Consider the following 25904-nt stretch of genomic DNA (forward strand, 5'->3'; position numbering starts at 1 on the left):
GCGAACCCGGCGGGGCCGGCCGCAGCGCTGTCGCTCAGCCGGCCGCGCCGGCGAGGTAGCGGCGCACGGCCAGCCGGGCCAGCGTGGTCGCATCGCACCAGCCGTAGTCGGGCAGCGTGGTCAGGTTCAACGCCAGCCCGTGCAGCAGGCAGACCAGACCCTGGGCGATTGGCTCGGCGTCCGGTCCGGGCAGTGCGCCGGCCTGGATGGCTTCGGCGGCGGTGGCGCTGAACAGCGCGTAGCGGGCCGTCACGCCGGAGGTTTCCAGGTACTGACGGGTCGCGCCCGGTTCCAGGTCGCGCTGCAGGAAGACGATCTGGAAGTGCTGCGGATGGGCCAGCCAGTAGTCGAGATAGGCCAGCGCCAGCCGCTCCAGCCGCAGGCCGGGGCTGGCCTCGTCGACCTCGGCCAGCCGCGCGAACAGTTCGTCGAGGAACACGTCCCAGATCGCCGACAGGATGTCCTGCTTGCGCGGGAAGTAGCGGTACAGCGCCATCGGCGAGCAGCCGATCTCGGCAGCCAGGTTGCGCATCGACACCGCGTCGACGCCATCGCGCAGAAACAGCCGCCGGGCCGCGGCGACGATGTCCGCGCGCACCTGCTGCTGGTCGGCGTCCGGCCGGCGTGGACGCCCTCGGGGCTTGGCAACGGGGGGGCTCATGTGAAATAAATATACGCGTACATTTAATTGAGGTCGCGACCATGATGCCAGCCCTGCCGATGCCCGCGAGCCACGCCCTGCCGATGGTGGCCGGCCGATGAGCACTGCTGCGGACGAGATCATCGACGTCGGCATCGTCGGTGCCGGGCTGGCCGGCTTGCGCGCCGCTCAGGCGCTGGCCGGGCAGGGGCTGCGGGTGCGGCTGCTGGAGGCGCGCGACCGGGTCGGCGGCCGCACCGAAGGCAGCCTGCTGTGCGGCGAGCCGGTCGACGTCGGCGGCCAGTGGGTCGGCCCGACCCAGACCCGCGTGATCGCCGCCTGCGAGGAACTGGGGCTGGCGCTGCATCCGCAGTTCGCCGACGGCTGGCGGCTGATGGAGATCGACGGCCGCCTGCGCCGCTATCGCGGCACGGTGCCGAAGATGTCGCTGCACGGCCTGCTCGACGCCTACCAGGCGATGCAGCGGCTGAACCGCGCCGCCCGCCGCATCGATCCCGCCGCGCCCTGGGCGGCTGCCGAGGCTGCCGTGCTGGATCGCCAGACGGTCGACCAGTGGCTGCGCGCGGCGATGCCGACCCGGGGCGGCCGCACGCTGATGACGATCATGGTGCGGGCGATCATGACCTGCGACCCGCACGAGGTGTCGCTGCTCTGCTTCCTGAACTACGTCGCCGCCGCCGGGCGCATCGAGACGCTGGCCGAAGTGCACGGCGACGGCGCGCAGAAGTACAAGGTCAGCGGCGGCGCGTTCCAGATCGCCCGCCGGCTGGCTGAACGGTTGCCGGCCGGCGTGCTGCAGCTGAATGCGCCGGTGCACGCGGTGACGCAGTCGGCCGACACGGTGCTGCTGCGCCATGCCGGCGGCAGCCTGCGCGTCCGGCGGCTGGTGATCGCCGCGCCACCGGCGCTGGCGGCCGGCATCCATTTCGATGCCGCGCTGCCCGCTGCGCGGCTGCAGCTGCACAGCCGGATGCCGATGGGTTCGGTGATCAAGGCGCTGGTCGCCTATCCGACGCCGTTCTGGAAGACCGGCGGCCTGTCCGGCGAGGTGATCAGCGATGCCGGCCCGTTCGGCCCGGTATTCGACGCCACGCCGCCGGGCAGTGCGCACGGCTTCCTGGTCGGCTTCTTCGACGGCGCTCACAGCCGCCGGCTGGCCGGCCAGCCGGTGGCGCAGCGACAGGCTGCGGCGGTCGCCTCGCTGTGCCGCTATTTCGGCCCGGCGGCGGCCGAGCCGATCGGCTATGTCGACAAGGACTGGATCTCCGATCCGTGGAGCCAGGGCTGCTACGTCGGCTACACCACGCCCGGCACGCTGACCAGCATCGGCCACGCGCTGCGGGCGCCCTGCGGCCGCGTGCACTGGGCTGGCACCGAAACCGCCGTGCGCTGGACCGGCTACCTCGACGGCGCGCTGGAATCGGGCGAGCGGGTGGCTGCCGAAGTCGCTGCGGCGCTGGCCGGCGGCTGAGGCGGCGCGGCCGGCGCGCCTTCGTCCGAGGCCCGCGCGCGGCGCGACGGCGCCGCCGGTCGGCCTGGCCGGCCCTGCCGCCTTTCGGTTTTGACGTCGATCCAGAGTCGGCTTATATTTCATTAATGAAATATCAACATCTGGATTTTATGGCGTGCCCGGCGCGACGACAGCTGGGGCTGGCCGCCGCCATCGCGCTGACGGCGGCGCTGACCGGCTGCGCCGGCTTCGGCGGCATCGCGCCGCAGACGCAGTTGCAGGACCCGCAGGCGCTCGACGCCGGCCCGCTGCTGCAGTCCGCCGGTGGCGATGCGGCCTGGCCGGACGAGCGCTGGTGGCAGCGCTATGGCGATCCCCAGCTCGATGCGCTGGTCGACGCGGCGCTGGCCGGCAATCCGGACCTGCGCGCCGCCCGTGCCCGCATCGCGCAGGCCGAGGGCGCGGCGCAGATCGCCCAGGGCGCGACCGTGCCGCAGCTCGACACCGAGGCCGGCTTCCAGCGCACTTATCAGACCCAGCAGGAATTCAGCCCGTCGCCGGCCTTCGCCCACACCTACTGGAAGTCCGACCTGCTGCTGCGCGCCCGCTATGCGCTGGATCTCTGGGGCCGGGACGAACAGGCGCTGGAAGGCGCGCTCGACCAGGTGCGCGCCGGCGCCGCCGAAGCGCAGGCCGTGCGGCTGTCGCTGGCGACGGCGGTGGTGCAGGCCTATGCGCAGCTGTCGATGCAGCAGGCGCTGCGCGAGGTGCTGGCGGCCAATCTCGCGCGCCAGCAGACCCTGCTCGACATCGCCCGCCGCCGCCTTGCCGCCGGCCTCGGCACCGAACTGGAACTGAACCGCACGGCCACCCAGCTGCCGGTGACCGAGGCGCAGATCGAGCAGATCGACGAGAACCTGGCGATCGGCCGCCACCAGCTGGCGGCGCTGACCGGCCAGGGGCCGGGGGCCGGCGAGGCGATCGGCCGGCCGCGGCTGGCGCTTGACCATGCGGCCGAACTGCCGGCGGCGCTGCCGGCGCACCTGCTCGGCCGGCGGCCGGACATCGTCGCCCAGCGCTGGCGGGTGGAGGCGCGTCGTGCCGACATCGCGGTGGCCCGAACCCGCTTCTATCCGGACATCGACCTCGCCGCGTTCGCCGGCGTCGCCAGCCTGAACCTGACGACGCTGGTCACCGGTAGCCTGGCCGATCTCGGCACCGCCGGCTTCGGCCCGGCGATCAGCCTGCCGCTGTTCGATGGCGGCCGGCTGCGCGGCAACCTGCAGCAGCAGACCGCCCGTCACGACGAGGCGGTGGAGCGCTACAACGCGGCGGTGATCGGCGCATTGCGCGAGGTGGCCGACGAGATCACCCGGCAGCACTCGATCGGCCAGCAGCTGGCGCTCAACGCCGCCGCGCTCGACAGCGCCCGGCGCGCCGAACGGCAGGCCGAGCAGGGCTTCAAGGCCGGGCTGACCGACTACCTCAACGTGCTCGACGCCCAGGCCACGCTGCTGCAGCAGCAGCGCCAGCAGGCGCAGCTGGTCGCCCAGCAGATCGAAAGCCACGCCGCTCTGATGGCGGCGCTCGGCGGCGGCTACCAGGACCCGACCATCGAGGCTGCGCCATGACCGACAGCTTCCGGGAAGTCGAGCAGCGGGTGGCGCTGACCCGCAAGCGCCTGCGCGGCTATCCGCACGAACAGGTGCTGCTGGCGAGGCTGGTCACCCACGTGCAGAAGCGGCAGACCGACCTCTGCAACGCCGCGCTGAAGCCGCACGAACTGAACATGGTCACCTACACGGCGCTGATGATGCTGTACGGCTCGCCGGAGCAGACGCTGACGCCGTCGGCGCTGAGCCAGGCCACCGGCGAGAAGCCGACCAACGTCACCCGCGTCTGCGACGAGCTGCTGGCGCGCGGCCTGATCGAGCGCAGCGCCAGCACCGCCGACCGCCGCCAGGTGGTGCTGCGCCTGAGCCCGGCCGGCGAGGCGCTGATCGTCGCGCTGCAGCCCGGCATCCGGCAGGCGCTGCAGCAGCTGTACGGTGATTTCGACGCTGCACAGATCGCCGCGCTGACCACGCTGCTGCGCCAAGTGCTGGTCCGTACCGACGCGCCGTCGTCGACGCCGGCGCTGCCGTGAGCAGCGCCGCAACCGCGCCGGAAGTCGGCCCCGGTCCCGGTACGGGTGCGGAGCCGTGGCGCGCGGCGCTGCGAACCTGGCAGGCGCAGGACGGCCGCGCCTGGATCTTCGTCGCCAAGACCTTCATCGCCGCGCTGCTGGCGCTGTGGATCGCCTTCCGCATCGGCCTCGGCTCGCCGCGCACGGCGATGCTGACGGTGTTCATCGTCGCCCAGCCGCAGACCGGGCTGGTGCTCGCCAAGGGCTTCTACCGCGCCGCCGGCACGCTGGTCGGCAGTGCCATGGCGCTGCTGCTGCTGGCGCTGTTCGCGCAGCAGCGCGAACTGTTCCTCGGCGCGCTGGCGCTGTGGATCGGCCTGTGCACGGCAGGCGCCACGCGCACGCGCAACTTCCGCGCCTATGGCTATGTGCTGGCCGGCTACACCGCCTGCCTGATCGGCCTGCCGGCGGCGCAGCACCCGGAACTGAGCTTCGCGATCGCCGTCACCCGGGTGTCGGAAGTGCTGCTCGGCATCTTCTGCGCCGGTGTGGTCAGCGACTTGCTGCTGCCGCAGACGCTGGGCAGCGGCCTGATCGCCACCGTGCGCGACGGCCACCAGGCGTTCGCCCGCTTCGTCGTCGAGTCGCTGCACGGCCGGCTCGATGCCGGCGCGATCGAGCAGGCGCACGACCGCTTCCTGGCCCAGGTCATCGCCTTCGAGGCGCAGCGCGACGCCGCTTTTTTCGAAAGCCCGGAGGCGCGCCTGCGCAGCGGCCGCCTGCGGCTGATGAACGCCGATTTCATGGCCGCGACCACCGGCATCCACCTGCTGCACCAGGCCCGGCTGCGGCTGCTGACGCGGCAGCAGACGGCAGTGCTGGCGGCGCTGCAGCCGCTGTACGCGGCGCTGGCCGAAGCCGTGCAGCCGGCCGGCGAGGCGCTGCCGGCCCGGGCTGCCGACACCCCGCCGCTGCTGGCGCGGCTGGCGGCGTACCGTGCCGCGCTGCCGGCCCGGGCGGCCGCCGCCCGCGCACAGCTGGCCACACCCGGCGAGCAGCTCGATGCCGACACCGTCTGCGAGCTGCTGCAGCGCTTCGCCGGCGAACTGCACGACTACACCGACAGCTACCGCTCGCTGGCCACGCCGGGCGGCCAGCCGCCGCGCCCGGCGCCGGCCTACGTGCCGCACGGCGATCGCCTGGGCGCGGCGCTGGCCGGCCTGCGGGCGGTGGCCGTGCTGCTGGCGGTCAGCGTGTTCTGGATCGCCAGCGCCTGGCCGAGCGGCATCGGTGCGGTCAGCATCGCCTGCATCGTCTGCTGCCTGTTCGCCGCGCTGCCGGCACCGGTGGCGGCGGCCAAGGGCTTGTCGATCGGCTTCGCCGCCGGCCTGATCGCCTCGTTCTGCTGCGGCCTGCTGGTGCTGCCGCAGCTCGACGGCTTCGGCCTGCTGGCGGCCGGCATGGCGCCGTTCGTGATGATCGGCGTGCGCCTGCTGGCCACGCCGCGCCACGCCGGCATCGGCGCCGGCTACTGCCTGATGTTCGGCAGCACCATCGGCCTCGACAACCTCACCCGCTACGACCCGGCGCTGCTGCTCAACGAAGGCTTCGCGGCGCTGCTCGGCGCGCTGGTCGCCACGCTGGCGTTCGCGCTGATCGTGCCGGCCGGCAGCCGCCGGCTGCGCCGGCACCTGACGGGCAGCCTGCACCAGCAGCTGCGGATGGCCTGCTTCGCGCCGACCGCCGGCCTGCGTCACCGTTTCGAGAACAGCACCCGCGACCTGCTCGGCCAGCTGCTGGCCGGCGCCGATCGCGGCACCGGCGAGGACCGCGCGCTGCTGGCGCGCGCGATGGCGGTGCTGGAAGCCGGCCGCGCGGTGATCGAACTGCGCGAGGTCGCCGGCAGCGGCGGCCTGCCGATCGGCACGCGGGCCGGCCTGAACGCGGCGGTGCGGGTGATCGCCCGGCTGTTCGACACGCCCGACGCGCTGCGCCGCCAGCAGGCGCTGGCCGCGCTGGCGCGCATCGACACCCGCCTGCTGCCGTCTGCCCCCGAAGTCATCGTCGACGCCGGCGATGACGTAGCGGCCGACATCGGCGAGCAGGCCGCGCTGCGGCGGGCGCGCGCCGCCCTGCATCTGCTGCGCAGCCTGCTGGGCGATGACGGCAGCCACGCCGCGCTGTCGTCGCCCGACGCCGGCACCGATCCCGAACCCTTGCCGCAGGTGCCCCCCGATGCCGCGTGAAATCGAACTGTTCGGCTTCTTCGTGCCGACCCTGCTGCCGATCTTCCTGTTCGCCTTCGGGCTGCAATGGCTGATCGACAACCGCCTGGGCCGGCTCGGCGTCTACGGCCGCGTCTGGCATCCCGCGCTGTTCCGCTTCAGCCTGTTCGTCTGCCTGTTCGGGGCGCTCGGGCTGGCCCTGTACCGCTAACCCCGATGGTTCCGCCCATGTCTGTCCGACACCTGCTGCGCCCGCTGCTGACCGTTCTGATCTTCTCCGTGGCCGTGGTCGTCGGCCTGGCGCTGTGGCGCCACTACCAGTATTCGCCGTGGACCCGCGACGGCCGGATCAAGGCCGATGTGATCGCCATCGCCCCGGACGTTTCCGGGCCGGTGACCGAGCTGCTGGTGCAGGAGAACCAGCGCGTCCGCCAGGGCGAGCCGCTGCTGCGCATCGATGCCGAGCGCTATCGCCACGCGCTGGCCGAAGCCGAAGCCGCCGTCAGCGCCCGCCAGGCCGACTACGCGCTGAAGCGCAGCGAGGCAGCGCGCCGCGCCAGCCTGTCCGGCGTCGTGGTGTCGAGCGAAAGCCGCGAGTCGGCGGCGTCCACGGCGACCGCTGCTGCCGCGCTCTACCACCAGGCCCAGGCGGCGCGCGACACCGCCGCGCTGAACCTGGCGCGTACCGAGCTGCGGGCGCCGGTCGACGGCTACATCACCAACCTGGAGGTTCATGCCGGCGACTACGCCAGCGCCGGCCGGCCGCTGCTGGCGCTGGTCGACGCCCACTCGTTCCGGGTCAACGGCTACTTCGAGGAAACCAAGCTGCCGTACCTGCACGAAGGCGACCCGGTGCGCATCCGCCTGATGAGCGGCGGCCCGGAACTGCAGGGCCATGTCGACGGCGTGTCGCGCGGCATCACCGACCGCGACAACCCGCTCGGCCCGCGCCTGCTGGCCGACGTCAACCCGACCTTCAACTGGGTGCGACTGGCCCAGCGGGTGCCGGTGCGGATCGCGCTCGACACCGTTCCGGACGGCGTGGTGCTGGTCTCCGGCCTGACCTGCACGGTGATCGTCGAGCCGCCGGCCGGCCGCCGTGCCGCCGGAATGGCCGCGCCCGGCTGACCGGCGCGCGGCGTGCCGCCGCTCAGGGCGCCGGCGTGGCCGGGCTCTGGGCGGCGGACAGCAGCGCTTCGAGCTTCTGCTGGTAGTCCTTGTAGAAAGCGATGTCCTCGAGGCTGACGTCGCCCTTCAGCTCGAAGTTGTAGCCCTGGTTCGGCGTCACGTCTTGCAGCAGCAGGTTGATGCCGCGCGCGCAGTTCAGGTTGGTCGGCTCGGCTTTCAGGCACTTCTGGTACTGGCGATAGGCCAGCCGGCGGTCGGTGTAGCTGTTGATCCAGTAGCTGTAGCTGTCCAGTTCGGCGAGCTTGAAGTAGGTCTTGCCGACGTAGCGGGCCGGCATCTGGCGGTTCAGATCGGCCAGCGGTTCGTAGGCGGCGGTGACGCCGTTGCGGATCGCAGTCTCGAACGCGAACACGGTCTGGTCGTGCGGGGTCTTGCCGAGCACCTTGTCGACGCCGGGGGCGACCGCGTCGCCCGCCGCGAAGATGCGGCCCAGCTCGTAGCAGGTGCCGCCGCAGCCGGCGGCGCAGCCGGCGCGGGCGATCGCGAAGCCCTTGGCCGGGTCCTTCCCGGCATCGCCCGCCGCGTTGCCGTAGACATAGGCGCGAGTCAGCGCGGTGGCGACTTCGCAGCGTTTCCAGTTGACCGCAGGATCGCTGCTGCTGACCCACTTCTTCGCCAGGCTGTCATCGCCATGGCGAGCGATCAGCTGGCCCTCGGCGATAGCCGCCCTGATCTCGCTGCGGATGGCCTGCTGCTGCTCGGCCGGAATGGCGGCGTTCGGATACGGCTGCGGGCGGTCGACGCAGGCCTGGACCTCGCAAAGGATCGCGTACTCGGCCTTGGCGAACGTGGCGCGATCACGGGCGTACAGCGAATCGCGGTCGGCGCTGCTCATGTTCAGGCGCGGGTCCGAATGATCCTTCTGCTGCAGCATGCCTTCCAGCTGCTTGCCGATCACGGTCAGCGAACCGTAGTTGTCGGTGGGCGTGGCCGACTGGCACTTGCCGTAGTCGTAGGAACGCGGATCGTTGTCGGCGTAGCGCTGCTTGTCGGTGTTCAGACAGGTGTCGGCGAACGCCGACGGCAGCAGGATGGCGCAGCAGAGCAGGGCGAGCAGGGATCGGAGCACGGGGAACCTGGTTTGGGCGGACAGGACGGACGGTTGCCGGCCAGACGCGCGCCGGGTATCACGATTATTGGCGCAATCGGCCGGCTGATGCCGTCAGTGCGCGCCCGCTGCCGGCGCCGCGTGGTTCCGGCGCGGCCGGCCGGGGTCACGGCACTCGCCAGTCCGCCGCCGTGCGGTGGCCGTCGGCGCCGTAGCGGAAGCTCGCCCGCCGGTGGCCGGCGTGGTGCAGATACAGCGCTTCCAGCCGGTGGACGACGGTCTCCACCACCGCGAAATGGGCGCGGCCGCGCTCGCTGAAGTCGATCGTCCAGCGGCTGTCGTCGAGTTCCGGTGGCGTGCCGGCGGTCGGCACCGCGCTGGTGCTGCCGGGTGCGTCCTGCACCTGGTAGACGCGCCGGCTGTTCAGCACGGTGGCGGCCCAGCGTTCGTCGGCCACGGCGTCGTCATGGTGCAGACGGGCGTGGCCCCAGGCGCGGAACTGCAGCCGCGATCCTTCGTCGTACAGCGTCCAGGCGACCCGGGGATCGGCGGCCAGTTCGGCGAATTTCGGCGAGCGGCGATCGGTATGGCACCAGATGCGCCGGCCGGCGGCATCGGCGCCGCGCAGGATCACCGTGCGGACGTTGGGGCCGTCGGCGCCGATGCTGGCGATCTGGCCGCTGTGGAACGGCGCCCTGAACGAGCGGCCGCCGGCTTCGAGCAGCGTCCAGGCTTCGGCCTCGATGGCGTCCAGCGTGGCCGGCGGCAGCCGCGCTTCGCGGGCCGCGCTCATGCCGCGCCTCCGGCCAGCACCGTGCGCGGCGGGGTGTCCAGCACTCGGCGCAGGCTCAGGTAACCGGCGGCGGTGACGATCAGCGCGCCGGCCAGCGTGCCGGCCAGCCACAGCAGCGGCCGCGGCCCGTACGGCAGCTCCAGCACGCCGGCTGCCAGGCCCCAGGCCAGCGCCTGGGCGGCGAACGCGGCCACCGCGCCGGCCAGCCCGCCGAGCACCGCGTACTCGGCGATCAGGCCGCGCCGGATCACCCGCCGCGAGGCGCCGAGCGCGCGCAGCACGCCGGTTTCGCGCACCCGGTCGGCCCGCGAGCCCTCGATCACCGCCATCATCACCACCACGCCGGCCAGCAGCGTGAACAGGAAGATGAACTCCAGCGCGCCGACGATGCGATCGACGATGCCGCGCACCTGGTTCAGCGCGGCGTCCAGATCCAGCGCGGTGACGTTGGGGAATTCCCGGATCAGTTCGCGCAGCAGCGCCCGCTGTTCGCGCGGCAGATAGAAGCTGGCGATCCACTGCAGCGGCGCGCTCAGGCCTTCGGCATCGAGCACGCCGGGCGGGGTGACCAGAAAGAAGTTCGGCTTGAACGAATCCCACTTGATCTTGCGCACCGCGTGCACCTCCAGCGTGATCGGCGTGCCGGCGAGATCCAGGGTCAGCGTGTCGCCCAGCTTCAGCTTCAGCCGTTCGACCGCGTAGTCGTCGACGATCAGCCACGGCTTGCCGCGCGCCTCTGCGCCCCAGGGCTGGCCTTCGAGGAAGCGGCTGTCGTCGCCGAACGTGGCGGTCCAGCTCAGGTTGAACTCGCGGTTGATCCAGCGCCGTGTCTCCGGATCTTCGAAGCTGTCGGCGTTGACCTCCGCGCCGCGCAGCGCCGTCAGCCGGGCGCGGACCATCGGCTGCGGCGTCAGCTCGGGCACGCCGCGAGCCTTGAAGAACGCCTGCAGCGGCGCGATCTGCTCCGGCAGGATGCCGATCAGGAACTGGTTCGGCGTTTCCGGCGGCAGCTTGCCCTGCCAGCTCGCCAGCAGGTCCTGGCGCACCACGGTCACCAGCAGCAGCGCCATCAGCGCGATGCCCAGCGCGACGATCTGGGCCACCGCTGCCGCCTTGCGTCGGGCGATGTTGCCGAGGCCGAAGCGCCACTCGACGCCGCCGCGCGCGCGGACGCCGGCCAGACCGCGCACCAGCAGCCAGGCGAACAGCGCCAGCACGCCGGCCGTGAGCAGCGCGCCGCCGAACACCACGGCGGCCAGCTTCAGACTGCCGGCCTGCAGCCACAGCAGCGCGGCGACCGCCGCCACCGCTGCCAGCACACCCCAGGGACGGCGGCGCTGGTGATCGGCGGCGCGCTGGAACACCCGCACCGGCGCGCTGTCGACCGAGGCCAGCACCGGCGGCAGCGCGAAGCCGGCCAGCATCAGCAGCACCAGGCCGAGCACCGCCGGCAGCGGCAGCCAGCCGGGCGGCGGCAGCGCGATCTTCATCACCGGCGCGGCGACGGCGGCCAGCACCGCCTGCCCGCCGACGCCGACCAGCGCGCCGAGCCCGCCGGCGACGAGGCCCAGCAGCAGCACCTGCAGCAGCAGGCTGCGGCGGATGAAGGCCCGGCGCGCGCCGAGCACCTTCAGCAGCGCCACCTCGTCGCGCAGCCGCTGGCTGTACTGGCGGGCCGACAGCGCCACCGCCGCCGCCGCCAGCAGCAGGGTGGCCAGCACGGCGATGTTCAGGAAGCTGCGCGCGCGGTCCATCGAATTGCGGATTTCCGGGCGGGCGTTCTCCGGCGTGACATAGCGGTAGCCCGGCGGCAGCGTGACGGCGGCAGCCGCCGCCAGCGCGGCCGGGGTGCCGCCGAGCTGCACGCTGACCTGCAGGCGGCTGCCCGGGCCGATCAGGCCGGTGGCTGGCAACTCGTCGGCGTTGATCAGCAGCGACGGCGCCAGATCGCCAAAGCCGGCGGTGCGGCCCGGTTCCTCGACGATCAGCCGGCTGACCGTCAGCGCCCGGTTGCCGACCTGCAGCTGGGCGCCCTGTTGCAGGCCGAGCGTGGTCCACAGCCGCAGGTCGACCCAGACCTCGCCGGCGGCCGGCTGCGGCGGCGCCGTCTCGGTGGCACCGAACGGTTCGCGCGCCAGCAGCAGCGCCCCGCGCAGCGGATAGCCGGCTTCCACGCCCTTGATCGTCGCCAGCTGCGTGTCCTCGCCGTCGACCCGGGCGACGACGCTCGGAAAGCTGGTCACGGCGACCAGCCGGGCGCCGGTCGCGCGCAGCGCCACCCGCGTCGATTCCGGCAGCGGATCGCGGCCGTTGATCACGGCATCGGCGCCCAGCTGTTCGCCGGCGCCGGCTTCCAGCGCCCGCCGCACGCGGTCGGTGAACAGGCCGACGGCGATCGCTGCCGCCGCCGCGATCGCCAGCGCCAGCACCAGCACCCGCAGCTCGCCGCTGGTCCAGCCCCGGCGCAGCCGCTGCAGCGCGAAGCGGACCGTGCTGGCCGTGCCCGGCGCGCTCATTCGATGCGCCCGGCGTTGAGCCGCAGCACCCGGTCGCAGCGGGCTGCCAGCGCCATGTCGTGGGTAACCAGCACCAGCGTCGCGCCGCGTTCGCGGTGGAGCTGGAACAGCAGGTCGATGATCCGTGCGCCGGTGGCGGCATCGAGATTGCCGGTCGGTTCGTCGGCGAACAGGATGTCCGGCTGCGCGGCGAAGGCGCGGGCGATCGCCACCCGCTGCTGCTCGCCGCCGGACAGCTGGTACGGGTAGTGGCCGGTGCGCGTGCCGAGGCCGACCTTGGCCAGCGTGTCGCGGGCCAGGCTTTCGGCATCGGCGCGGCCGGCCAGTTCGGCCGGCAGCATGACGTTCTCCAGCGCGGTCAGTCCGGCCAGCAGCTGGAACGACTGGAACACGAAGCCGACCCGGCCGGCGCGCAGCGCGGCGCGGCCGTCCTCGTCGAGGCTTGAAAGCAGCTGGCCGGCCAGCATGATCGAACCCGATGTGGGCGAATCCAGCCCCGCCAGCAGCGACAGCAGCGTGGTCTTGCCGGAGCCGGACGCGCCGACGATCGCCACCGTTTCGCCGGCCCGGATCGACAGGCTCAGGTCATCCAGAATGGCGATCTGTTCGCCGCCGCTGACGATCTTTTGTGTCAGCCTTTCAGCCACAATCACGGTCGTTCCCACTCCGCTGGCGTCTGCGCTCATGCGTCCAACACTCCTGATTCGATGGTTGCTGCTGACCGTCGCGCTGATCGCCGCCGGGCCGCTGCGCGCCGCGCAGACGATCCTGGTCTGGGGCGATTCGCTGAGCGCCGGCTATGGCGTCGACAGCCAGCGCGGATGGGTTCGTTTATTGGAACAAAAGCTCGGAACTCAAGCCGATGCAGCTCTGCGTGGCTGGACCGTGGTCAACGGCTCGGTCAGCGGCGAAACGACCGCCGGCGGGCTGTCGCGGCTGCCGGCGGCGCTGGCCCGTCACCGGCCGGCGCTGGTGCTGATCGAACTGGGCGGCAATGACGGCCTGCGCGGCCTGAGCCTGAAGGCCATGCGCGCCAATCTCGAAACGATGATCGCGCTGGTGCGCAAGGCCGGGGCGACGCCGCTGCTGTTCGAGATGCGCATCCCGTCGAACTACGGGCAGCGGGTGACCGAACGCTTCCAGAAGGCGTTCGCCGAGGTCGCCGAGGCCACTGGCACGAAGCTGGTGCCGTTCTTCCTGGCACCGGTGGCCGACGACCGCCCGAAATGGTTCCAGGACGACGGCATTCACCCCAACACGGCGGCCCAGCCGCTGCTGCTCGACGCCGTCTGGCCGCAGCTGGTGCCGGTGCTGCGCGCGCCGGCTGCATCCCGGGCCGCCGCTGCGCCGTAACAGCGCGCGCGGCAAATACACGCCGGCCCTTTCCATCTCTCGCTCATGAACATCGCCGTCATCGGTTCCGGCATCTCCGGTCTGTCCGCCGCCTATTTCCTGGCTCGCCAGCACACGGTCACGCTGATCGAGCAGGACAGCCGCGTCGGCGGCCACACCAACACCATCCCGATCTCGACGCCGGCCGGGCCGATCGCCGTCGACACCGGCTGGATCGTCTACAACGGCATCAACTATCCGAACCTGACCGCGCTGTTCAGGGAACTGGAGGTGGTGACGCGGCCGACCAGCATGTCGTTCGCGGTGTCGATCGGCGACGGCCGCTACGAATGGAAGGGCAGCGACCAGATCTGGAGCGTCTTCGCGCAGTGGACCAACCTGTTCAAGCCTGGCCACATCCGGATGCTGCTGGACATCCTCAAGCTCAACCGGCGCTGCAACGCGTTGCTGAAATCGGGCCAGCTGCCCAAGGGTTCGCTCGGCGAGTTCCTCGATCGCGAAGGCTATTCGGAAGGCCTGAAGCAGGACTACCTGCTGCCGATGGCCGGCATGATCTGGAGCTGCTCGCCGCAGGCGGCGGCGCAGTATCCGGCCGATGACTTCATGCGCTTCTTCGACAGCCACAGCCTCTTCACCGCCACCCAGCAGCCGACCTGGCATTCGGTGACCGGCGGCAGCCATGTCTACGTCCGCAAGCTGCTGGCCCGCTATCGCGGCGCGCTGCGCCTGGAAACGCCGACGCTCGGCATCCGCCGGGCTGCCGAAGGCGGCGTGATCGTCCGGCTGGCCGATGGCGAACAGCATTTCGACCGTGTGGTCTGCGCCACCCATTCCGATACCGCGCTGCGGCTGCTGGAGGATGCAAGCCCCGCCGAGCGCGAAGTGCTGGCCGGCATTCCGTACAGCGAATCGCGGGTGATCCTGCACACCGATGACAGCTTCCTGCCGAAGCGCCGCGCCGCCTGGGCCAGCTGGAACTACACGCATCCGGTGTCGGCAGTGCACGACCAGCGGATTTCCGGCAGCTACTGGATGAACCTGCTGCAGCACATCCCGGGACCGGTGAACTACATCGTCACCCTCAACCCGCAGCGCGAGGTGCCGGCCGACAAGGTCATCTACGACACCGTCTACCACCACCCGCTGTACACCGCGACCAGCCAGATCACGCACGCCAAGCTGCCGGCCATCCAGGGCAATGGCGGCCTGTGGTGGGCCGGCGCCTGGACCGGTTACGGTTTCCATGAGGACGGCCTGAAGTCCGGACTGCGGGCGGTGCAGGGCATCGACGCGAACTGTCTGCCGGAGTGGGCGACGCTGTGAGCGGCAGCCCCGCCGCTGCCGGCCCGTCGGCTGCCGCCGAGGCGGCAGCGCTGTATCCGAGCCGGGTCATGCACCGCCGCCGGGTGGCGCCGCTGTACCGCTTCGTCTACCGGGTGTTCTACATCGTCTGGGACATCGACCGCATCGACGAAGCAGTGGCCGGCCTGCGGCTGGTGTCGCGCAACCGCTTCAACCTGCTGGCCTTCCATGACCGCGACCACGGCAGCGGCGCGCCGGGCGGTTTGCGCCGCTGGGCCGAAGACCTGCTGGCGCAGGCCGGCATCGCGCTGGACGGCGGCCGCATCCGGTTGCTGGCCTTTCCGAGGCTGCTCGGCTTCGCCTTCAACCCGATTTCGCTGTGGTACTGCGAGCACCGCGATGGCCGCCTGCGCGCAGTGATCGCCGAGGTGCGCAACACCTTCGGCGAGAAGCACTGCTACCTGCTCGCATCCGGTGGCGAGCCGATGCCGTATCAGCAGCCACACGAGAAGGACAAGTGCTTCCACGTGTCACCGTTCTTCGACCTCGTCGGCCGTTACCGCTTCACGCTGGAAGATCCCGGCGAGCGGCTGCGCGTGGTGATCCACGAAACGCGCGACGGCCTGCCGATTCTCGACGCGACCCTGGCCGGGGAACGTCGGCCACTGCGCGACGGCGCGGTGCTGGCGCAGGTGTTGCGGATGCCGCTGATGACCCTGAAGGTCGTCGCCGGCATTCACTGGGAAGCCTTGAAGATCTGGTTGCGCGGCGGCCGCTTCCACGGCAAGCCGGCGGCACCGGAACACGATGTCAGCTGAACGTCGAACATCCTGCGAATCCGACCTTTTGACGCCATGAAGCACGACGACACCCACGACGATCGCCGCGAGCCGCTCGACAAGATCATCCAGCGCGATGGCTTTTCGCCCGACCTGCCCGACACCTTCGCGACCCACGGCGACAACCGGGGCCTGAGCCTTGGCCTGCGGGTGCTGATGTACATGATGTCCGGCGTGCGCATCGGCACGCTCGACATCGTGCTGCCGAACGGCAGCACCCGGCGCTTCGAAGGCAGCGAGCCCGGCCCGCACGGCCTCTGGCAGATCAAGAGCGAACGGCTGATGCGCCACCTGCTGACCGGCGGCGAAGTCGGCATCGGCGATGCCTATCTCGACGACTGCTGGGAAACCCCGGACCTGACCCGGCTGCTGATGGTCATGTACCTCAACGAGCCGCACTACAAGGGGCCGTTCGAGATCAACTGGCTGGGCCGCTTCTGGGGCATGGTCAAGCACAAGCTGAAAGCCAACACCAAGCGCACCGCCAAGAAGAACATCGAGTACCACTACGACCTCGGCAACGCGTTCTACAAGATGTGGCTTGACGAGACGATGGCGTACTCAAGCGGGATGTACATCAAGCCGAACGAGACCTTGATGGACGCCCAGATCAACAAGTTCCGGCTGATGTTCGAGCGGCTGGACCTGCGTCCTGAGCACACGCTGCTGGAGATCGGCTCCGGCTGGGGCGGCTTCGCGATCTATGCGGCCAAGCATGCCGGCTGCCGCGTGCATTCGATCACGCTGTCCAACGAGCAGTACGCCGAAGCATGCTTGCGCGCCGAAAAGGCCGGTGTCGCCGACCGGGTGACGTTCGAGATCCGCGATTACCGCGATGTCACCGACACCTACGACCGCGTGGTCTCGATCGAGATGTATGAAGCGGTCGGCGAGGAGTACTGGCCGGGCTACTTCGCCGCGATCTCGAAGGCGCTGAAGCCCGGCGGCATCGCCGCGATCCAGGGCATCACCATCAACCCGGCGATCTTCGACAACTACCGGACCAAGCGAGACTTCATCCAGAAGTACATCTTCCCGGGCGGCATGCTGTGCCCGCCAGGGCTGTTCCAGGACCTGGCCCGCAAGGCCGGACTGATGCCGGCCGATCCGAAGTTCTACGCCCGCGACTACGCCGACACGCTGGCCGCCTGGCACCGCAACGTGCTCGGCGTGCGCGAGCAGATCGTCCGGCAGTTCGACGAACGCTTCCTGCGCATGTGGCGCTACTACCTGAGCTACTGCGAATGCGGCTTCCGCACCGGCTCGATCGACCTGATGCATCTCACCCTCAACAAGCCGGCCTGAGGCGCGCGACGATGAAATTCGGCATCGGCATGTTTGCGGTCGTCGCCTTCGGCGCACTGATCGGCGCCTCGGTCTGGGCCACCGGCCACCAGAGCATCGTGCCGGCGATCCAGGACCTGCTCGCCAACCCGGCGGCCGGCAACAACCCGTGGTTCGTCGCCACGCTGTTCGACACCTACTTCGGCTTCCTGTGGTTCTGGCTATGGATCGCCTACAAGGAAACCTCGAACCTGGCGCGGCTGGTCTGGCTGCTGCTGGTGCTGGCCACCGGCAACATGGCGATGGCGGCCTACGCGCTGATCCAGCTGTATCGGCTGCCGGCCGGCGCGACGATCGAGGATTTCCTGCTGCGCCGGCCGCCGGCCCGCCGATGAGTGCCGTGCCGGTGGTGGTGACGGACAGCTGGTGGCGGCGACGCATCGTCACGCCGATCCTCAACCAGCTGCGCCAGGGCACCACGCCGGAGCGGATCGCGCTGACCGCTGCGCTCGGCGCCGTGATCGCGGTGTTCCCGATCCTCGGCTCGACCACGCTGCTGTGCGGCCTGGCCGCCTGGGCGCTGCGCCTCAACCAGCCGATCATCCAGCTGGTCAACTACCTCTGCTACCCGCTGCAGTTCGCGCTGCTGATTCCGTTCTGGCGGGCCGGCGAATGGTTCGGCGCGCCACATGTGAGCCTGTCGATTCCGGAGCTGATGGCGCGCTTCGAGGCCGCGCCGCTGCCGTTCATCCGCGAGTTCGCCAGCGTTGCGCTCGGCGGCATCGCGGCCTGGCTGCTGTTTGCGCCGCTGGCGGCGACGGCGATCCATTTCGGCCTGCTGCCGGTGCTGCGCCGCGCCGCTTCCCGCCTGCGCCGGCCGGCTGGCCCGGTGGTGATCGGCTAGCCGTTGCCGGAGCGGGCGCGCGCCGCCTTACCGGCCGGCCGCCTTCTGCACGGCCGCTTCCAGCTCGTCCAGCGCTTCGCCGGTGTAGACCGCCAGCCGCTGCATGTGCGGCAGCGCATCGCGGGCGCCGGTGAAGCCGAAGTTCAGCTTGCCGGCGTATGACAGGCAGGTGATGTTCAGCGCCTGGCCGTGCATCAGCACGCTGACCGGATACATCGCCTCCAGCTTCGCGCCGCCCAGATACAGCGTCTGGTCCGGCCCCGGCACGTTGGAGATCGCCAGGTTGAACATCGGCTTGATGCGCCCGGCCGCACCCGTGAGGATGCCCATGATGTAGGGCGCCATGAACAGCGTCGTGTAGTTGTTCAGGCCGCTCTTCGGCAGGCTCTGCAGGTGTTCCTTGGCGCCCAGCGTCGATTCGTGAATCCAGTGCAGGCGCTTGACCGGATCGGCGATCGAGGTGCCGAGATCGGCCAGCATGAAGCTGATCGCCGTGCCCAGCTCCAGATCGCCCTTCGGCCGCACCGATACCGGCAGGCCGGCGGTCAGGCTGCGCCGGGGCAGCGCGTTCAGCTCCTTCAGGAAGCGGCGCAGCGCGCCGGCGCAGATCGCCAGCACGACATCGTTGAGCGTGACGCCGGCCTTTTCGGTGATCGCCTTCAGCCGCGCCAGGTCGTACTGCTGGGTGGCGAAACGGCGCTGGCCGTCGACCCGGTCGTTGAGCACCGACTTCGGCGCCTTGAACGGCGTGGCCAGCGCGTCGTGCGGCTTCTTGCCGCTCCAGATCTTGGTCAGCGCATTGAACACCTGCGGCACCAGCTCGACCTGCTGCGCCAGCTGCTCGCGCAGCCGGTCGAGCGTGGACGGCGGCGGCGTGTTGTCGGCGGCCTCGTCGCGGCGCGCGCGGCGCTTCTTCATCTCGGTGCCGATCGACCACGGCGGCGTGATGCCGCGCTGGCTCGGGCTGGTCGAGAACGCCCGCGCCGTCAGCCGGATGCCGCCGACGCCGTCGATCAGCGCATGGTGGATCTTGATGTACAGCGCGAAGCGGCGGTTCTCCAGCCCTTCGATGACATGGCATTCCCAGAGCGGCCGGTTCAGGTCCAGCTCGTGGCTGTGCAGGCGCGACACCAGCACGCCCAGCTCGCGCTCGCCGCCCGGGTGCGGCAGCGCCGAATGGCGCACGTGGTAGTCCAGGTCCAGCCCGTCGTCGATCTCCCAGGCCGGCGCCACGCTCTTCAGCAGCGAGGCCTTCAGCCGCAGGTTCCACGGCGGCGCGAAGCTCTTGGCGTCCTTTAGCTGCGCCACCAGCCGGGCCAGGAAGTCCGGCGGCGCATCGTCCGGCAGCGAAAAGATGTTGAGGCCGGCCACATGCATCGGCGTGGTCCTGGATTCGACATACAGCCAGGACGCATCGAGCGGCTTCAAGAGGGTCGCCATCGGGTTCTCGCACGGGATCTTTGGAATTGTCCGTGCACTTTAGCGCGCCGGCCTGGCGTTGGCCTTCGGCGCTCGGGCGGCTAAGCCTTCCGCGTCGTGCGGCGGCAGGCCCGGTGAACCCGCGTATCCGGCGATGCCCGCCGGGCGCGCGGGCCTCGCCTCAGGCCACCGACACCGCCGTTCCGCGCCGGGGCCGGCTGCGGGCGGGGTTCTTGAGTTCGGCCGATAGCTCGTCGATGTAGCGCCGCAAGGTGGCGATGGCTTCGGCGCGGCCGTCGCCGGCGTGGTCGCGCATGTTCGACTTGTAGAAGTCGTAGTTGCCCATGAAGCGGTCGACGTCGCTCGGCGTCAGGTGCAGCCGGTTGCCGCGCATGCCGACGCCCATGCGTTCGATCATCCAGGCGTTCAGGCGCTGTTCGAAGGCTTCTTCCGGCAGCGCCAGAATGGGCTTTCCGAAGTGGATCGCTTCGCCGATGGTCTGGTTGCCGGCGGTGGACATCACCGCGCGGCAGTTCGCGAGGTCGTGCACGAACCATTCGTTGCTCGGCGCGCGGAAGTCGAGGTTCTCGACCTTGCCGCGATACGGCGTGCCGTAGATCACCACCGGGCAGTCGAGCTGGCGCAGCGCGTGGTCGATGTTCGGCCGGTACTGGTGCTCGCCCTTGTTGAAGTAGGCGAGCAGGAAATCGCCGTCGCGGGGCTGGGTCCGCAGTACTTCGTCGCGCAGCATCGGGCCGATGACCTTGACACCCGGGTAGGCGCCTTCGGCCGGGTAGAAGCTGGCGATCAGGATGCGTTCCGGGATGCCCATCAGGCTGCGGTAGCCGATCGCGTCGCGCATGCCCTGCAGCCAGAGATCGGGCGGGAAGTGCGGCTTGCAGTAGGCGATGATGCCGACGTGGTCGAAGCTGATGCGCGGCAGCTTGAGCTTCCGCGCGGCGCGGTGGGTCCAGGCTTCGGAATCGGAAATCACCAGCTCGATGCCACGCGCCTTGATCTCGCGTTCGACGGTGTCCGAGCCTTCGCCGCCGAAGAACAGGTCGGCCATCGGCGTCAGGTTGCGGGCGATGGTCTTCGGCACCGAATGGCTGCCGCTGGCCTGATAGACGTAGCCGATGGTGGGAATGCGCACGGTCGGGAACAGCGGCGCCAGCACGTCGTAGGCATCGCCGCCGGCGAACACGGTGACGTCGTGCTCGGCCATCAGGCTCGGCAGCACTGCCATCGTGCGCATCGCGTGACCGCGGCCGTAGCCCATCACGCCGTAGGCGATCTTCATGTCCTTGCCGCTCCCCGTTGTCGTGTCGGGCGGATTCACGAGGCACGGTAGGTGGCGGCGGTAACTTCCGGATGACGGTTCGATGACGGTTCGATGACAGCCTTGCGGCGACGGGTCAGGGGCCGGCGGATGGCGTTACCGGGCGGCGGTCGAGCGACGCTGGGCGGCCGTCGATGATCGGGAATGACCTATCGCCGACCCGCAACGCCCACCAGCGGCTGGCGGCGGCGGTAGGCGCCTGGTCGAGCAGGGCATCGGCGGTGAACGCGCCGACGCTGTTGTAGGACTCCGCCACCCAGGCCATCAGCTGCCAGCTGCCGTCGGCGGTCCTGCCATAGACCAGCGGCGGCGGGCTGAAGTCCGTACGCGACGGCACGAACAGCCACTCGATGCCATCCGGCCCGCCGAGATCGATGGCCATCAGCACGCAGATGCGCAGCTCGGGGTGGCAGTCCGGCCGGGACTCGACGGCATCGGTCGGGGTGCCCGGATTCAGGTCGGCCGCGATCGATTCGAACAGACCGACCGGCACAGCGGTGCCGGCCGGCAGCACGCGCAGATCGTCTGCCGCCAGCGCGCGCGGCTTTTCGGGGCGGGCGTACTGGTCGCCCAGGGCGTCGTCGATCTCGGCGAGCAGCCGGGTGTCGCCGGCGTAGCGCGGGTCGCGCTTCAGCCGTTCCAGCGCCTGCCGGCCCTGGACACCGAGCTGTTGGCCGAACAGGCGGAGATCGAAGCGCTCCACCGGCCGTGCAGCCGGGTCGCCTTCGCGGCAGGCCGGTGCTGCGGAAGCGGCGTCGGCGGTCGCGGCGGTGTCGCTGCGGGCGCAGGCATCAGTGGTAGCGGCGGCAAGCCGCAGCTCGCCCCGCGTCAGCCGTTCGAGTTGCGACGCCACGGTGAGCGCCCGGAAATCCAGCAGCGGCGATTGCGAGGCCAGCAGCAGCGCGACGACCATCGCGGCCAGCAGCGGATTGCCGGTCGACAGCCGTGCCAGCCAGCGGCCATCGCGCGTCGGCAGCACTGCCCAGGCCATCAGCAGCGCATGCAGCGCGAGGATCACGGCGACCAGCAGCGCGGTCAGCCGGTCCGGCGTCCAGCCGTATTGCCCGACCCGCAGGCAGATCGCCCAGATCGCCAGCGCCGCGTGGGCCGGCAGGCTCAGCAGGCCGGCCGACACGAAATGCCGCAGCCAGCGCGGGTAACGCGCTTCGGCGCCGCCATCCTGGTAGACGCCGTTGGCCAGCACCACGCCGAACAGCACCAGCCACAGCAGCAGCGAGGCGGCGCGGCGCGTCTGCCACAGCGCATCCGGCCCTTTCAGCGTGACCACGGCCAGGAACAGCAGCGCCAGCAGCATCACCAGCGGCAGCAGTGCCCGGGCCAGGCTCAGGCACAGCCGCAGCACGGCACGCAGCGCGCCGCGCTGGGCGCGGCTCATCACCAGCCCGAAGCCGGTGATCAGGCCGGTGACCGGGTAGACGAAGCGCGGCTGCGCGAACAGCTCGCGGAACTCCGGGATGCCGACCAGCGCGAACAGCGCCGCCCACAGCCACAGCACGGCCCAGGCTGCCGCGACGAAGGCGACGGTGGCCGCCAGGGCCAGCGCATTGTCCCAGGCGTGGTGGTACAGGCCGCTGTAGGGCAGGCCCATCGGCAGCCGGGTTCCGGCGTCGCGCCAGGCTTGCAGGAACGGCAGCAGCACGAACAGGGCGATCGTCAGGCTGGTCCAGTACGGCATCGACACCGCCCGGCTCGTCCACGATCCGGGCGGACAGTCGCTGCCGGTATGCACGGCGATGGCGGCCAGCAGCATCGCCAGCAGGCCGATCGCGATGAAGGAGAAACGCTCGCCGGCGCGGTCGATCGCCAGCGCCAGCATCAGCGGCGGTGCGATCGCCAGCGTGTACACGAGCATCCGCAGGCCCGGATCGGCGAAGCCCGGCCACTGGCGGTCGATGCCTTCGTGCAGCACCAGCAGCACGGCGGCCAGCTCGGCGATCACCACGATCAGCCACTGCACGGCGCGATCCATGGCCCCGGGCTCCGTGGCAACCGCGCCTGCCGTGTCCGCCATCGCCGCGCTCCTGGCCTGATCCCGCGTCAGGCGATTCCATCATAATCGCCCGTCCCGCCGCCGCCCCGACCCCCGCCTTGAACCTGCTCGACCCCGAACTGATCGTCGCTTTCCTGACGCTGGCCGCGCTGGAAATCGTGCTCGGCATCGACAACATCATCTTCCTGTCGATCATGGCGGCGAAGCTGCCGCTGCATCAGCAGGCGCGCGCGCGGACCATCGGCCTGGCCGGCGCGATGGGCACGCGCATCGCGCTGCTGGTGTCCCTGAGCTGGATCGCCAAGCTGACCGCCGACCTGTTCAGCATTGCCGGCATGGGCTTTTCGGGGCGCGACCTGATCCTGTCGCTCGGCGGCCTGTTCCTGTTCTGGAAGGCGGGCGGGGAAATCCTGCTGATGCTGCGCGGCGAAAGCCATGAAGTGGGCGATCGCGGCGGCGACCGCGGCGTGACCTTCGCCGGCATCGTCGTGCAGATCATGGTCCTCGACATCGTGTTCTCGCTCGATTCGGTGATCACCGCCGTGGGCATGACCGACAACCTGCCGGTAATGATTGCGGCGATCGTCACGGCGGTGATCGTGATGATGTTCTTCGCCGGTCCCTTGTCGCGCTTCGTCGACGCCAACCCGACGATCAAGATGCTGGCGCTGGCCTTCCTGGTGCTGATCGGCGGCGTGCTGGTGCTGGAAGGCGTCGACGTGCACGTCGACAAGGCCTACGTCTACACCGCAATGGGCTTCTCGGTGGCGGTGGAATTCCTGAACCTGCGGATGCGCCGGAAGATGGCGGAACTGTCGGCCTCGGCGTTGCGCTGACGATGGCGATCGGGCTACCGACCGGCGATTCGCCGGAGATCGACCGCCTCTGCCAGGGCCTGAACCCGGCGCAGCGCGAAGCGGTGACCGCGCCGCCCGAGCACCGGCTGGTGCTGGCTGGTGCCGGCTCCGGCAAGACCCGGGTGCTGACCCATCGCATCGGCTGGCTGATCGCCGTGGAAGGCGTATCGCCGCATTCGATCCTGGCCGTCACCTTCACCAACAAGGCCGCCGCCGAAATGCGCAGCCGCATCGAGCAGCTGGTGACCGTGCCGGTGCGGACCATGTGGGTCGGCACCTTCCACGGCATCGCCCATCGCCTGCTGCGCCTGCACTGGAAGGAAGCCAATCTCGCGCAGAACTTCCAGATCCTCGATGCCGACGACCAGCAGCGGCTGGTCAAGCGGGTGATCCGGGCGCTGGATCTTTCCGAAGAGCAGTGGGTGCCGAAGGTGGTCACCGGCTGGATCAACGCGCAGAAGGAAGAGGGTCGGCGGCCGACGGCGATGGCCGATCAGGGCGACTTCGCGCAGCGCACCCTGGTGCGCATCTACAGCGCCTACGAGGCGCAGTGCGCGCAGAACGGCCTGGTCGATTTCGCCGAACTGCTGCTCCGAGCCCACGAGCTGTGCCGCGACGTGCCGCAGATCCAGCAGCACTACCGGCAGCGCTTCCGGCACATCCTGGTCGACGAGTTCCAGGACACCAACACCCTGCAGTACGCCTGGCTGCGCGTGCTGGCCGGCAATACCGGCACGATGTTCGCGGTCGGTGATGACGATCAGTCGATCTACAGCTGGCGCGGCGCCAAGGTCGAGAACATGGCCAAGCTCGGCAAGGATTTTCCGGGCTGCGAGGTGATCCGGCTGGAGCAGAACTACCGCTCCACCGGCACCATCCTGAAAGCGGCGAACGGGCTGATCGCGAAGAATTCCGGGCGGCTCGGCAAGGTGCTGTGGACCGACGGCCAGGACGGTGACGCGATCCAGCTCTATGCCGCGTTCAACGAATTCGACGAGGCCGAGTTCGTCGTCGGCCGGATCAAGGCGCATCATGAGGGCACCTTTGCGCTCAACGACTGCGCGATCCTGTACCGCTCCAACGCGCAGTCGCGCGTGCTCGAAGAAGCGCTGATCCGCAACCGCCTGCCGTACCGCATCTACGGCGGCCTGCGCTTCTTCGAGCGTCAGGAAGTGAAGGATGCGCTGGCCTACCTGCGGCTGATCGCCAATCGCGACGACGACGCCAGCTTCGAGCGCGCGGTCAACACGCCGCCGCGCGGCATCGGCGCGACGACGGTGGAAAAGCTGCGCGCCGTTGCTCGCGATGCACAGGTATCGCAGTGGAAGGCGGCGCTGGGTGCCGGTGCCACCTTGGGCCGATCGAGCGGCAACCTGAAGGGCTTTCTCGATCTGATCGACGGGCTGGCCCGTGACGGCGCCAACCTGAAGCTGGCCGAGCTGATGAAGCTGACCATCGAGCGCTCGGGGCTGAAGGAGCATTACAAGAAGGACAAGGGCGAGCAGGCCGAGGCGCGGCTCGACAACCTCGACGAACTGGTCAACGCCGCGCGCGGCTTCGAACGGCCACCGGAGGACGAGGGCCTCGATCCGCTGAATGCCTTCCTGGCCAATGCCTCGCTGGAAGCCGGCGAGCGGCAGGCCGGCGTCGGCGAGGACTGCGTGCAGCTGATGACCCTGCACTCGGCCAAGGGCCTGGAGTTTCCGGTGGTGTTCCTGGTCGGCATGGAGAACGGCCTGTTCCCGAGCCAGCGCGCCGTCGATGGCGGCTCGCTGGAGGAAGAGCGGCGGCTGGCCTATGTCGGCGTCACCCGCGCGCGCCAGCACCTGTACCTGACCTATGCCGAGGTGCGGCGCATCCACGGCCAGGAGCAGATCGGCATGCCGTCGATGTTCCTGAAAGAGATTCCGGCCGAAACGGTGGTCGAAACCCGGCCGCGCGCCGGCATCCTGCGGCCGGCTTACGGCGGCGGCTCGTCATCATCCGGCGGCAGCAGCAGCTATGGCGGTGGCGGCAGTTCCTACGGCGGCGGTTATGGCGGTGGCGGAAACCGCTATGCCCGCGCCGCCGATGTGCCGCCTGCTCGCACCAAGATGAACCAGGCGACCACCGGTGAAGGGCCGGGCGGCTTCCGGCTTGGCGATCGCGTGCGCCACGCCAAGTTCGGCGAAGGCACCATCCTGAGCTTCGACGGCGACGCCGACCGCACCCGCATCGAGATCAAGTTCCGCGATGCCGGCACCAAATGGCTGATGCTGTCCTACGCGCATCTGGAGAAGCTATGAACGCCACCGTCGTCTGGGTGCTGGTGCTGGTCGTCGTGCTGATCGTCGGTCCGTTCGCCACGCTGCGGGCGGTGTCGCACTACAAGGCGCGGCGCTTGTCGGCGAGGAAGCCGCCGGCCGACGATGACAATCCGGACGACCCCGACAAGCCCAGCGGTTTCTGGTGACGCGGCCGTTTTCGAGGGCTGTCACGGCGACGTGAATGCGGTCAAGTCTTGTAACCGGTCACACCTGATAACCGATTCAATTGGAATAAGCGGCGGTAGCGGGCTACGATCGGGCTTCGTTCAACACGTTGCTCGGGG

Annotated in this window: 23 protein-coding genes; 15 read left to right on the forward strand and 8 right to left on the reverse strand. The window is 70.2% G+C overall.

Going from position 1 to position 25904, the window contains the following annotated elements; all coding sequences use genetic code 11:
* Positions 1–34: 34 nt before the first annotated feature.
* Complete coding sequence (locus tag ACTIGJ_RS09785) at positions 35–661, reverse strand: TetR/AcrR family transcriptional regulator (protein ID WP_439640123.1); 627 nt, start codon at positions 659–661, stop codon at positions 35–37.
* Positions 662–758: 97 nt separating this feature from the next.
* Between ACTIGJ_RS09785 and ACTIGJ_RS09790 the strand changes: the two genes are divergently transcribed.
* From ACTIGJ_RS09790 to ACTIGJ_RS09815, 6 genes are all read left to right on the forward strand, one after another.
* Entirely contained in the window at positions 759–2132 is a 1374-nt protein-coding gene (locus tag ACTIGJ_RS09790) for a flavin monoamine oxidase family protein (RefSeq protein WP_439640124.1), read from the forward strand.
* Positions 2133–2257: 125 nt separating this feature from the next.
* Complete coding sequence (locus ACTIGJ_RS09795) at positions 2258–3742, forward strand: efflux transporter outer membrane subunit (protein ID WP_439640125.1); 1485 nt, start codon at positions 2258–2260, stop codon at positions 3740–3742.
* Complete coding sequence (locus ACTIGJ_RS09800; RefSeq protein ID WP_439640126.1) at positions 3739–4257, forward strand: MarR family transcriptional regulator; 519 nt, start codon at positions 3739–3741, stop codon at positions 4255–4257. The genes ACTIGJ_RS09795 and ACTIGJ_RS09800 overlap by 4 nt, the downstream gene beginning before the upstream one ends.
* The gene (locus ACTIGJ_RS09805; protein WP_439640127.1) at positions 4254–6482 is read left to right on the forward strand and encodes an FUSC family protein; all 2229 of its coding nucleotides are present in this window, start codon (positions 4254–4256) and stop codon (positions 6480–6482) included. The genes ACTIGJ_RS09800 and ACTIGJ_RS09805 overlap by 4 nt, the downstream gene beginning before the upstream one ends.
* On the forward strand, positions 6472–6672 hold the full coding sequence (locus ACTIGJ_RS09810; protein ID WP_439640128.1) for a DUF1656 domain-containing protein: 201 nt from the start codon (positions 6472–6474) through the stop codon (positions 6670–6672). Before ACTIGJ_RS09805 ends, ACTIGJ_RS09810 begins: the two co-directional genes overlap by 11 nt.
* A gap of 17 nt (positions 6673–6689) precedes the next feature.
* Positions 6690–7589: an efflux RND transporter periplasmic adaptor subunit gene (locus ACTIGJ_RS09815; RefSeq protein ID WP_439640129.1), complete on the forward strand. Its 900-nt coding sequence runs from the start codon at positions 6690–6692 to the stop codon at positions 7587–7589.
* A 22-nt stretch (positions 7590–7611) separates the two neighbouring features.
* Here ACTIGJ_RS09815 and ACTIGJ_RS09820 read toward each other — a convergent pair whose 3' ends face one another.
* The 4 genes from ACTIGJ_RS09820 to ACTIGJ_RS09835 all read right to left on the reverse strand — a co-directional run bounded on the left by ACTIGJ_RS09820 (position 7612) and on the right by ACTIGJ_RS09835 (position 12659).
* On the reverse strand, positions 7612–8718 hold the full coding sequence (locus ACTIGJ_RS09820) for a hypothetical protein (RefSeq protein WP_439640130.1): 1107 nt from the start codon (positions 8716–8718) through the stop codon (positions 7612–7614).
* 145 nt (positions 8719–8863) lie between these two features.
* Entirely contained in the window at positions 8864–9490 is a 627-nt protein-coding gene (locus ACTIGJ_RS09825) for a pyridoxamine 5'-phosphate oxidase family protein (protein ID WP_439640131.1), read from the reverse strand.
* A complete protein-coding gene (locus ACTIGJ_RS09830) occupies positions 9487–12006 on the reverse strand; it encodes an ABC transporter permease (protein ID WP_439640132.1) in 2520 nt (839 codons plus the stop codon). Before ACTIGJ_RS09830 ends, ACTIGJ_RS09825 begins: the two co-directional genes overlap by 4 nt.
* A complete protein-coding gene (locus tag ACTIGJ_RS09835; protein ID WP_439640133.1) occupies positions 12003–12659 on the reverse strand; it encodes an ABC transporter ATP-binding protein in 657 nt (218 codons plus the stop codon). Before ACTIGJ_RS09835 ends, ACTIGJ_RS09830 begins: the two co-directional genes overlap by 4 nt.
* A gap of 31 nt (positions 12660–12690) precedes the next feature.
* Here ACTIGJ_RS09835 and ACTIGJ_RS09840 point away from each other — a divergent pair, with 31 nt between their 5' ends.
* Genes ACTIGJ_RS09840 through ACTIGJ_RS09865 form a run of 6 tightly spaced genes read left to right on the forward strand, consistent with a single transcriptional unit; the run spans position 12691 to position 17688 of the window.
* Complete coding sequence (locus ACTIGJ_RS09840; RefSeq protein ID WP_439640134.1) at positions 12691–13359, forward strand: arylesterase; 669 nt, start codon at positions 12691–12693, stop codon at positions 13357–13359.
* A 45-nt stretch (positions 13360–13404) separates the two neighbouring features.
* On the forward strand, positions 13405–14682 hold the full coding sequence (locus ACTIGJ_RS09845) for an NAD(P)/FAD-dependent oxidoreductase (protein ID WP_439640135.1): 1278 nt from the start codon (positions 13405–13407) through the stop codon (positions 14680–14682).
* Positions 14679–15479, forward strand: a complete 801-nt coding sequence (locus ACTIGJ_RS09850; RefSeq protein WP_439640136.1) for a DUF1365 domain-containing protein — start codon at positions 14679–14681, stop codon at positions 15477–15479. The genes ACTIGJ_RS09845 and ACTIGJ_RS09850 overlap by 4 nt, the downstream gene beginning before the upstream one ends.
* A 36-nt stretch (positions 15480–15515) precedes the next feature.
* On the forward strand, positions 15516–16805 hold the full coding sequence (locus tag ACTIGJ_RS09855; RefSeq protein WP_439640137.1) for a class I SAM-dependent methyltransferase: 1290 nt from the start codon (positions 15516–15518) through the stop codon (positions 16803–16805).
* An 11-nt stretch (positions 16806–16816) separates the two neighbouring features.
* The gene (locus ACTIGJ_RS09860) at positions 16817–17179 is read left to right on the forward strand and encodes a DUF1475 family protein (RefSeq protein ID WP_439640138.1); all 363 of its coding nucleotides are present in this window, start codon (positions 16817–16819) and stop codon (positions 17177–17179) included.
* Entirely contained in the window at positions 17176–17688 is a 513-nt protein-coding gene (locus tag ACTIGJ_RS09865; protein WP_439640139.1) for a DUF2062 domain-containing protein, read from the forward strand. Before ACTIGJ_RS09860 ends, ACTIGJ_RS09865 begins: the two co-directional genes overlap by 4 nt.
* A 27-nt stretch (positions 17689–17715) precedes the next feature.
* Here the strand turns inward: ACTIGJ_RS09865 and ACTIGJ_RS09870 are convergent, their stop codons facing one another.
* From ACTIGJ_RS09870 to ACTIGJ_RS09880, 3 genes are all read right to left on the reverse strand, one after another.
* Positions 17716–19128, reverse strand: coding sequence for a WS/DGAT/MGAT family O-acyltransferase (locus tag ACTIGJ_RS09870; protein WP_439640140.1), 1413 nt, complete (start codon positions 19126–19128; stop codon positions 17716–17718).
* 160 nt (positions 19129–19288) lie between these two features.
* Positions 19289–20446 (reverse strand): glycosyltransferase family protein, encoded by a 1158-nt coding sequence (locus ACTIGJ_RS09875; RefSeq protein ID WP_439640141.1) that lies wholly within the window; start codon positions 20444–20446, stop codon positions 19289–19291.
* Positions 20447–20522: 76 nt separating this feature from the next.
* Positions 20523–22436: a DUF4153 domain-containing protein gene (locus tag ACTIGJ_RS09880; RefSeq protein ID WP_439640142.1), complete on the reverse strand. Its 1914-nt coding sequence runs from the start codon at positions 22434–22436 to the stop codon at positions 20523–20525.
* A gap of 119 nt (positions 22437–22555) precedes the next feature.
* Between ACTIGJ_RS09880 and ACTIGJ_RS09885 the strand changes: the two genes are divergently transcribed.
* The 3 genes from ACTIGJ_RS09885 to ACTIGJ_RS09895 are packed head-to-tail and all read left to right on the forward strand — an operon-like array spanning position 22556 to position 25766.
* Positions 22556–23293 carry a TerC family protein gene (locus tag ACTIGJ_RS09885; RefSeq protein WP_439640143.1) on the forward strand — a complete coding sequence of 246 codons (738 nt, stop codon included), beginning with the start codon at positions 22556–22558 and terminating at the stop codon, positions 23291–23293.
* 2 nt (positions 23294–23295) lie between these two features.
* Positions 23296–25599 carry a DNA helicase II gene (gene uvrD / locus ACTIGJ_RS09890; protein ID WP_439640144.1) on the forward strand — a complete coding sequence of 768 codons (2304 nt, stop codon included), beginning with the start codon at positions 23296–23298 and terminating at the stop codon, positions 25597–25599.
* On the forward strand, positions 25596–25766 hold the full coding sequence (locus ACTIGJ_RS09895; protein ID WP_439640145.1) for a hypothetical protein: 171 nt from the start codon (positions 25596–25598) through the stop codon (positions 25764–25766). The genes uvrD and ACTIGJ_RS09895 overlap by 4 nt, the downstream gene beginning before the upstream one ends.
* Positions 25767–25904: the final 138 nt, after the last annotated feature.

Source organism: Nevskia sp., assembly GCF_051860985.1.
Lineage (GTDB): Bacteria > Pseudomonadota > Gammaproteobacteria > Nevskiales > Nevskiaceae > Nevskia.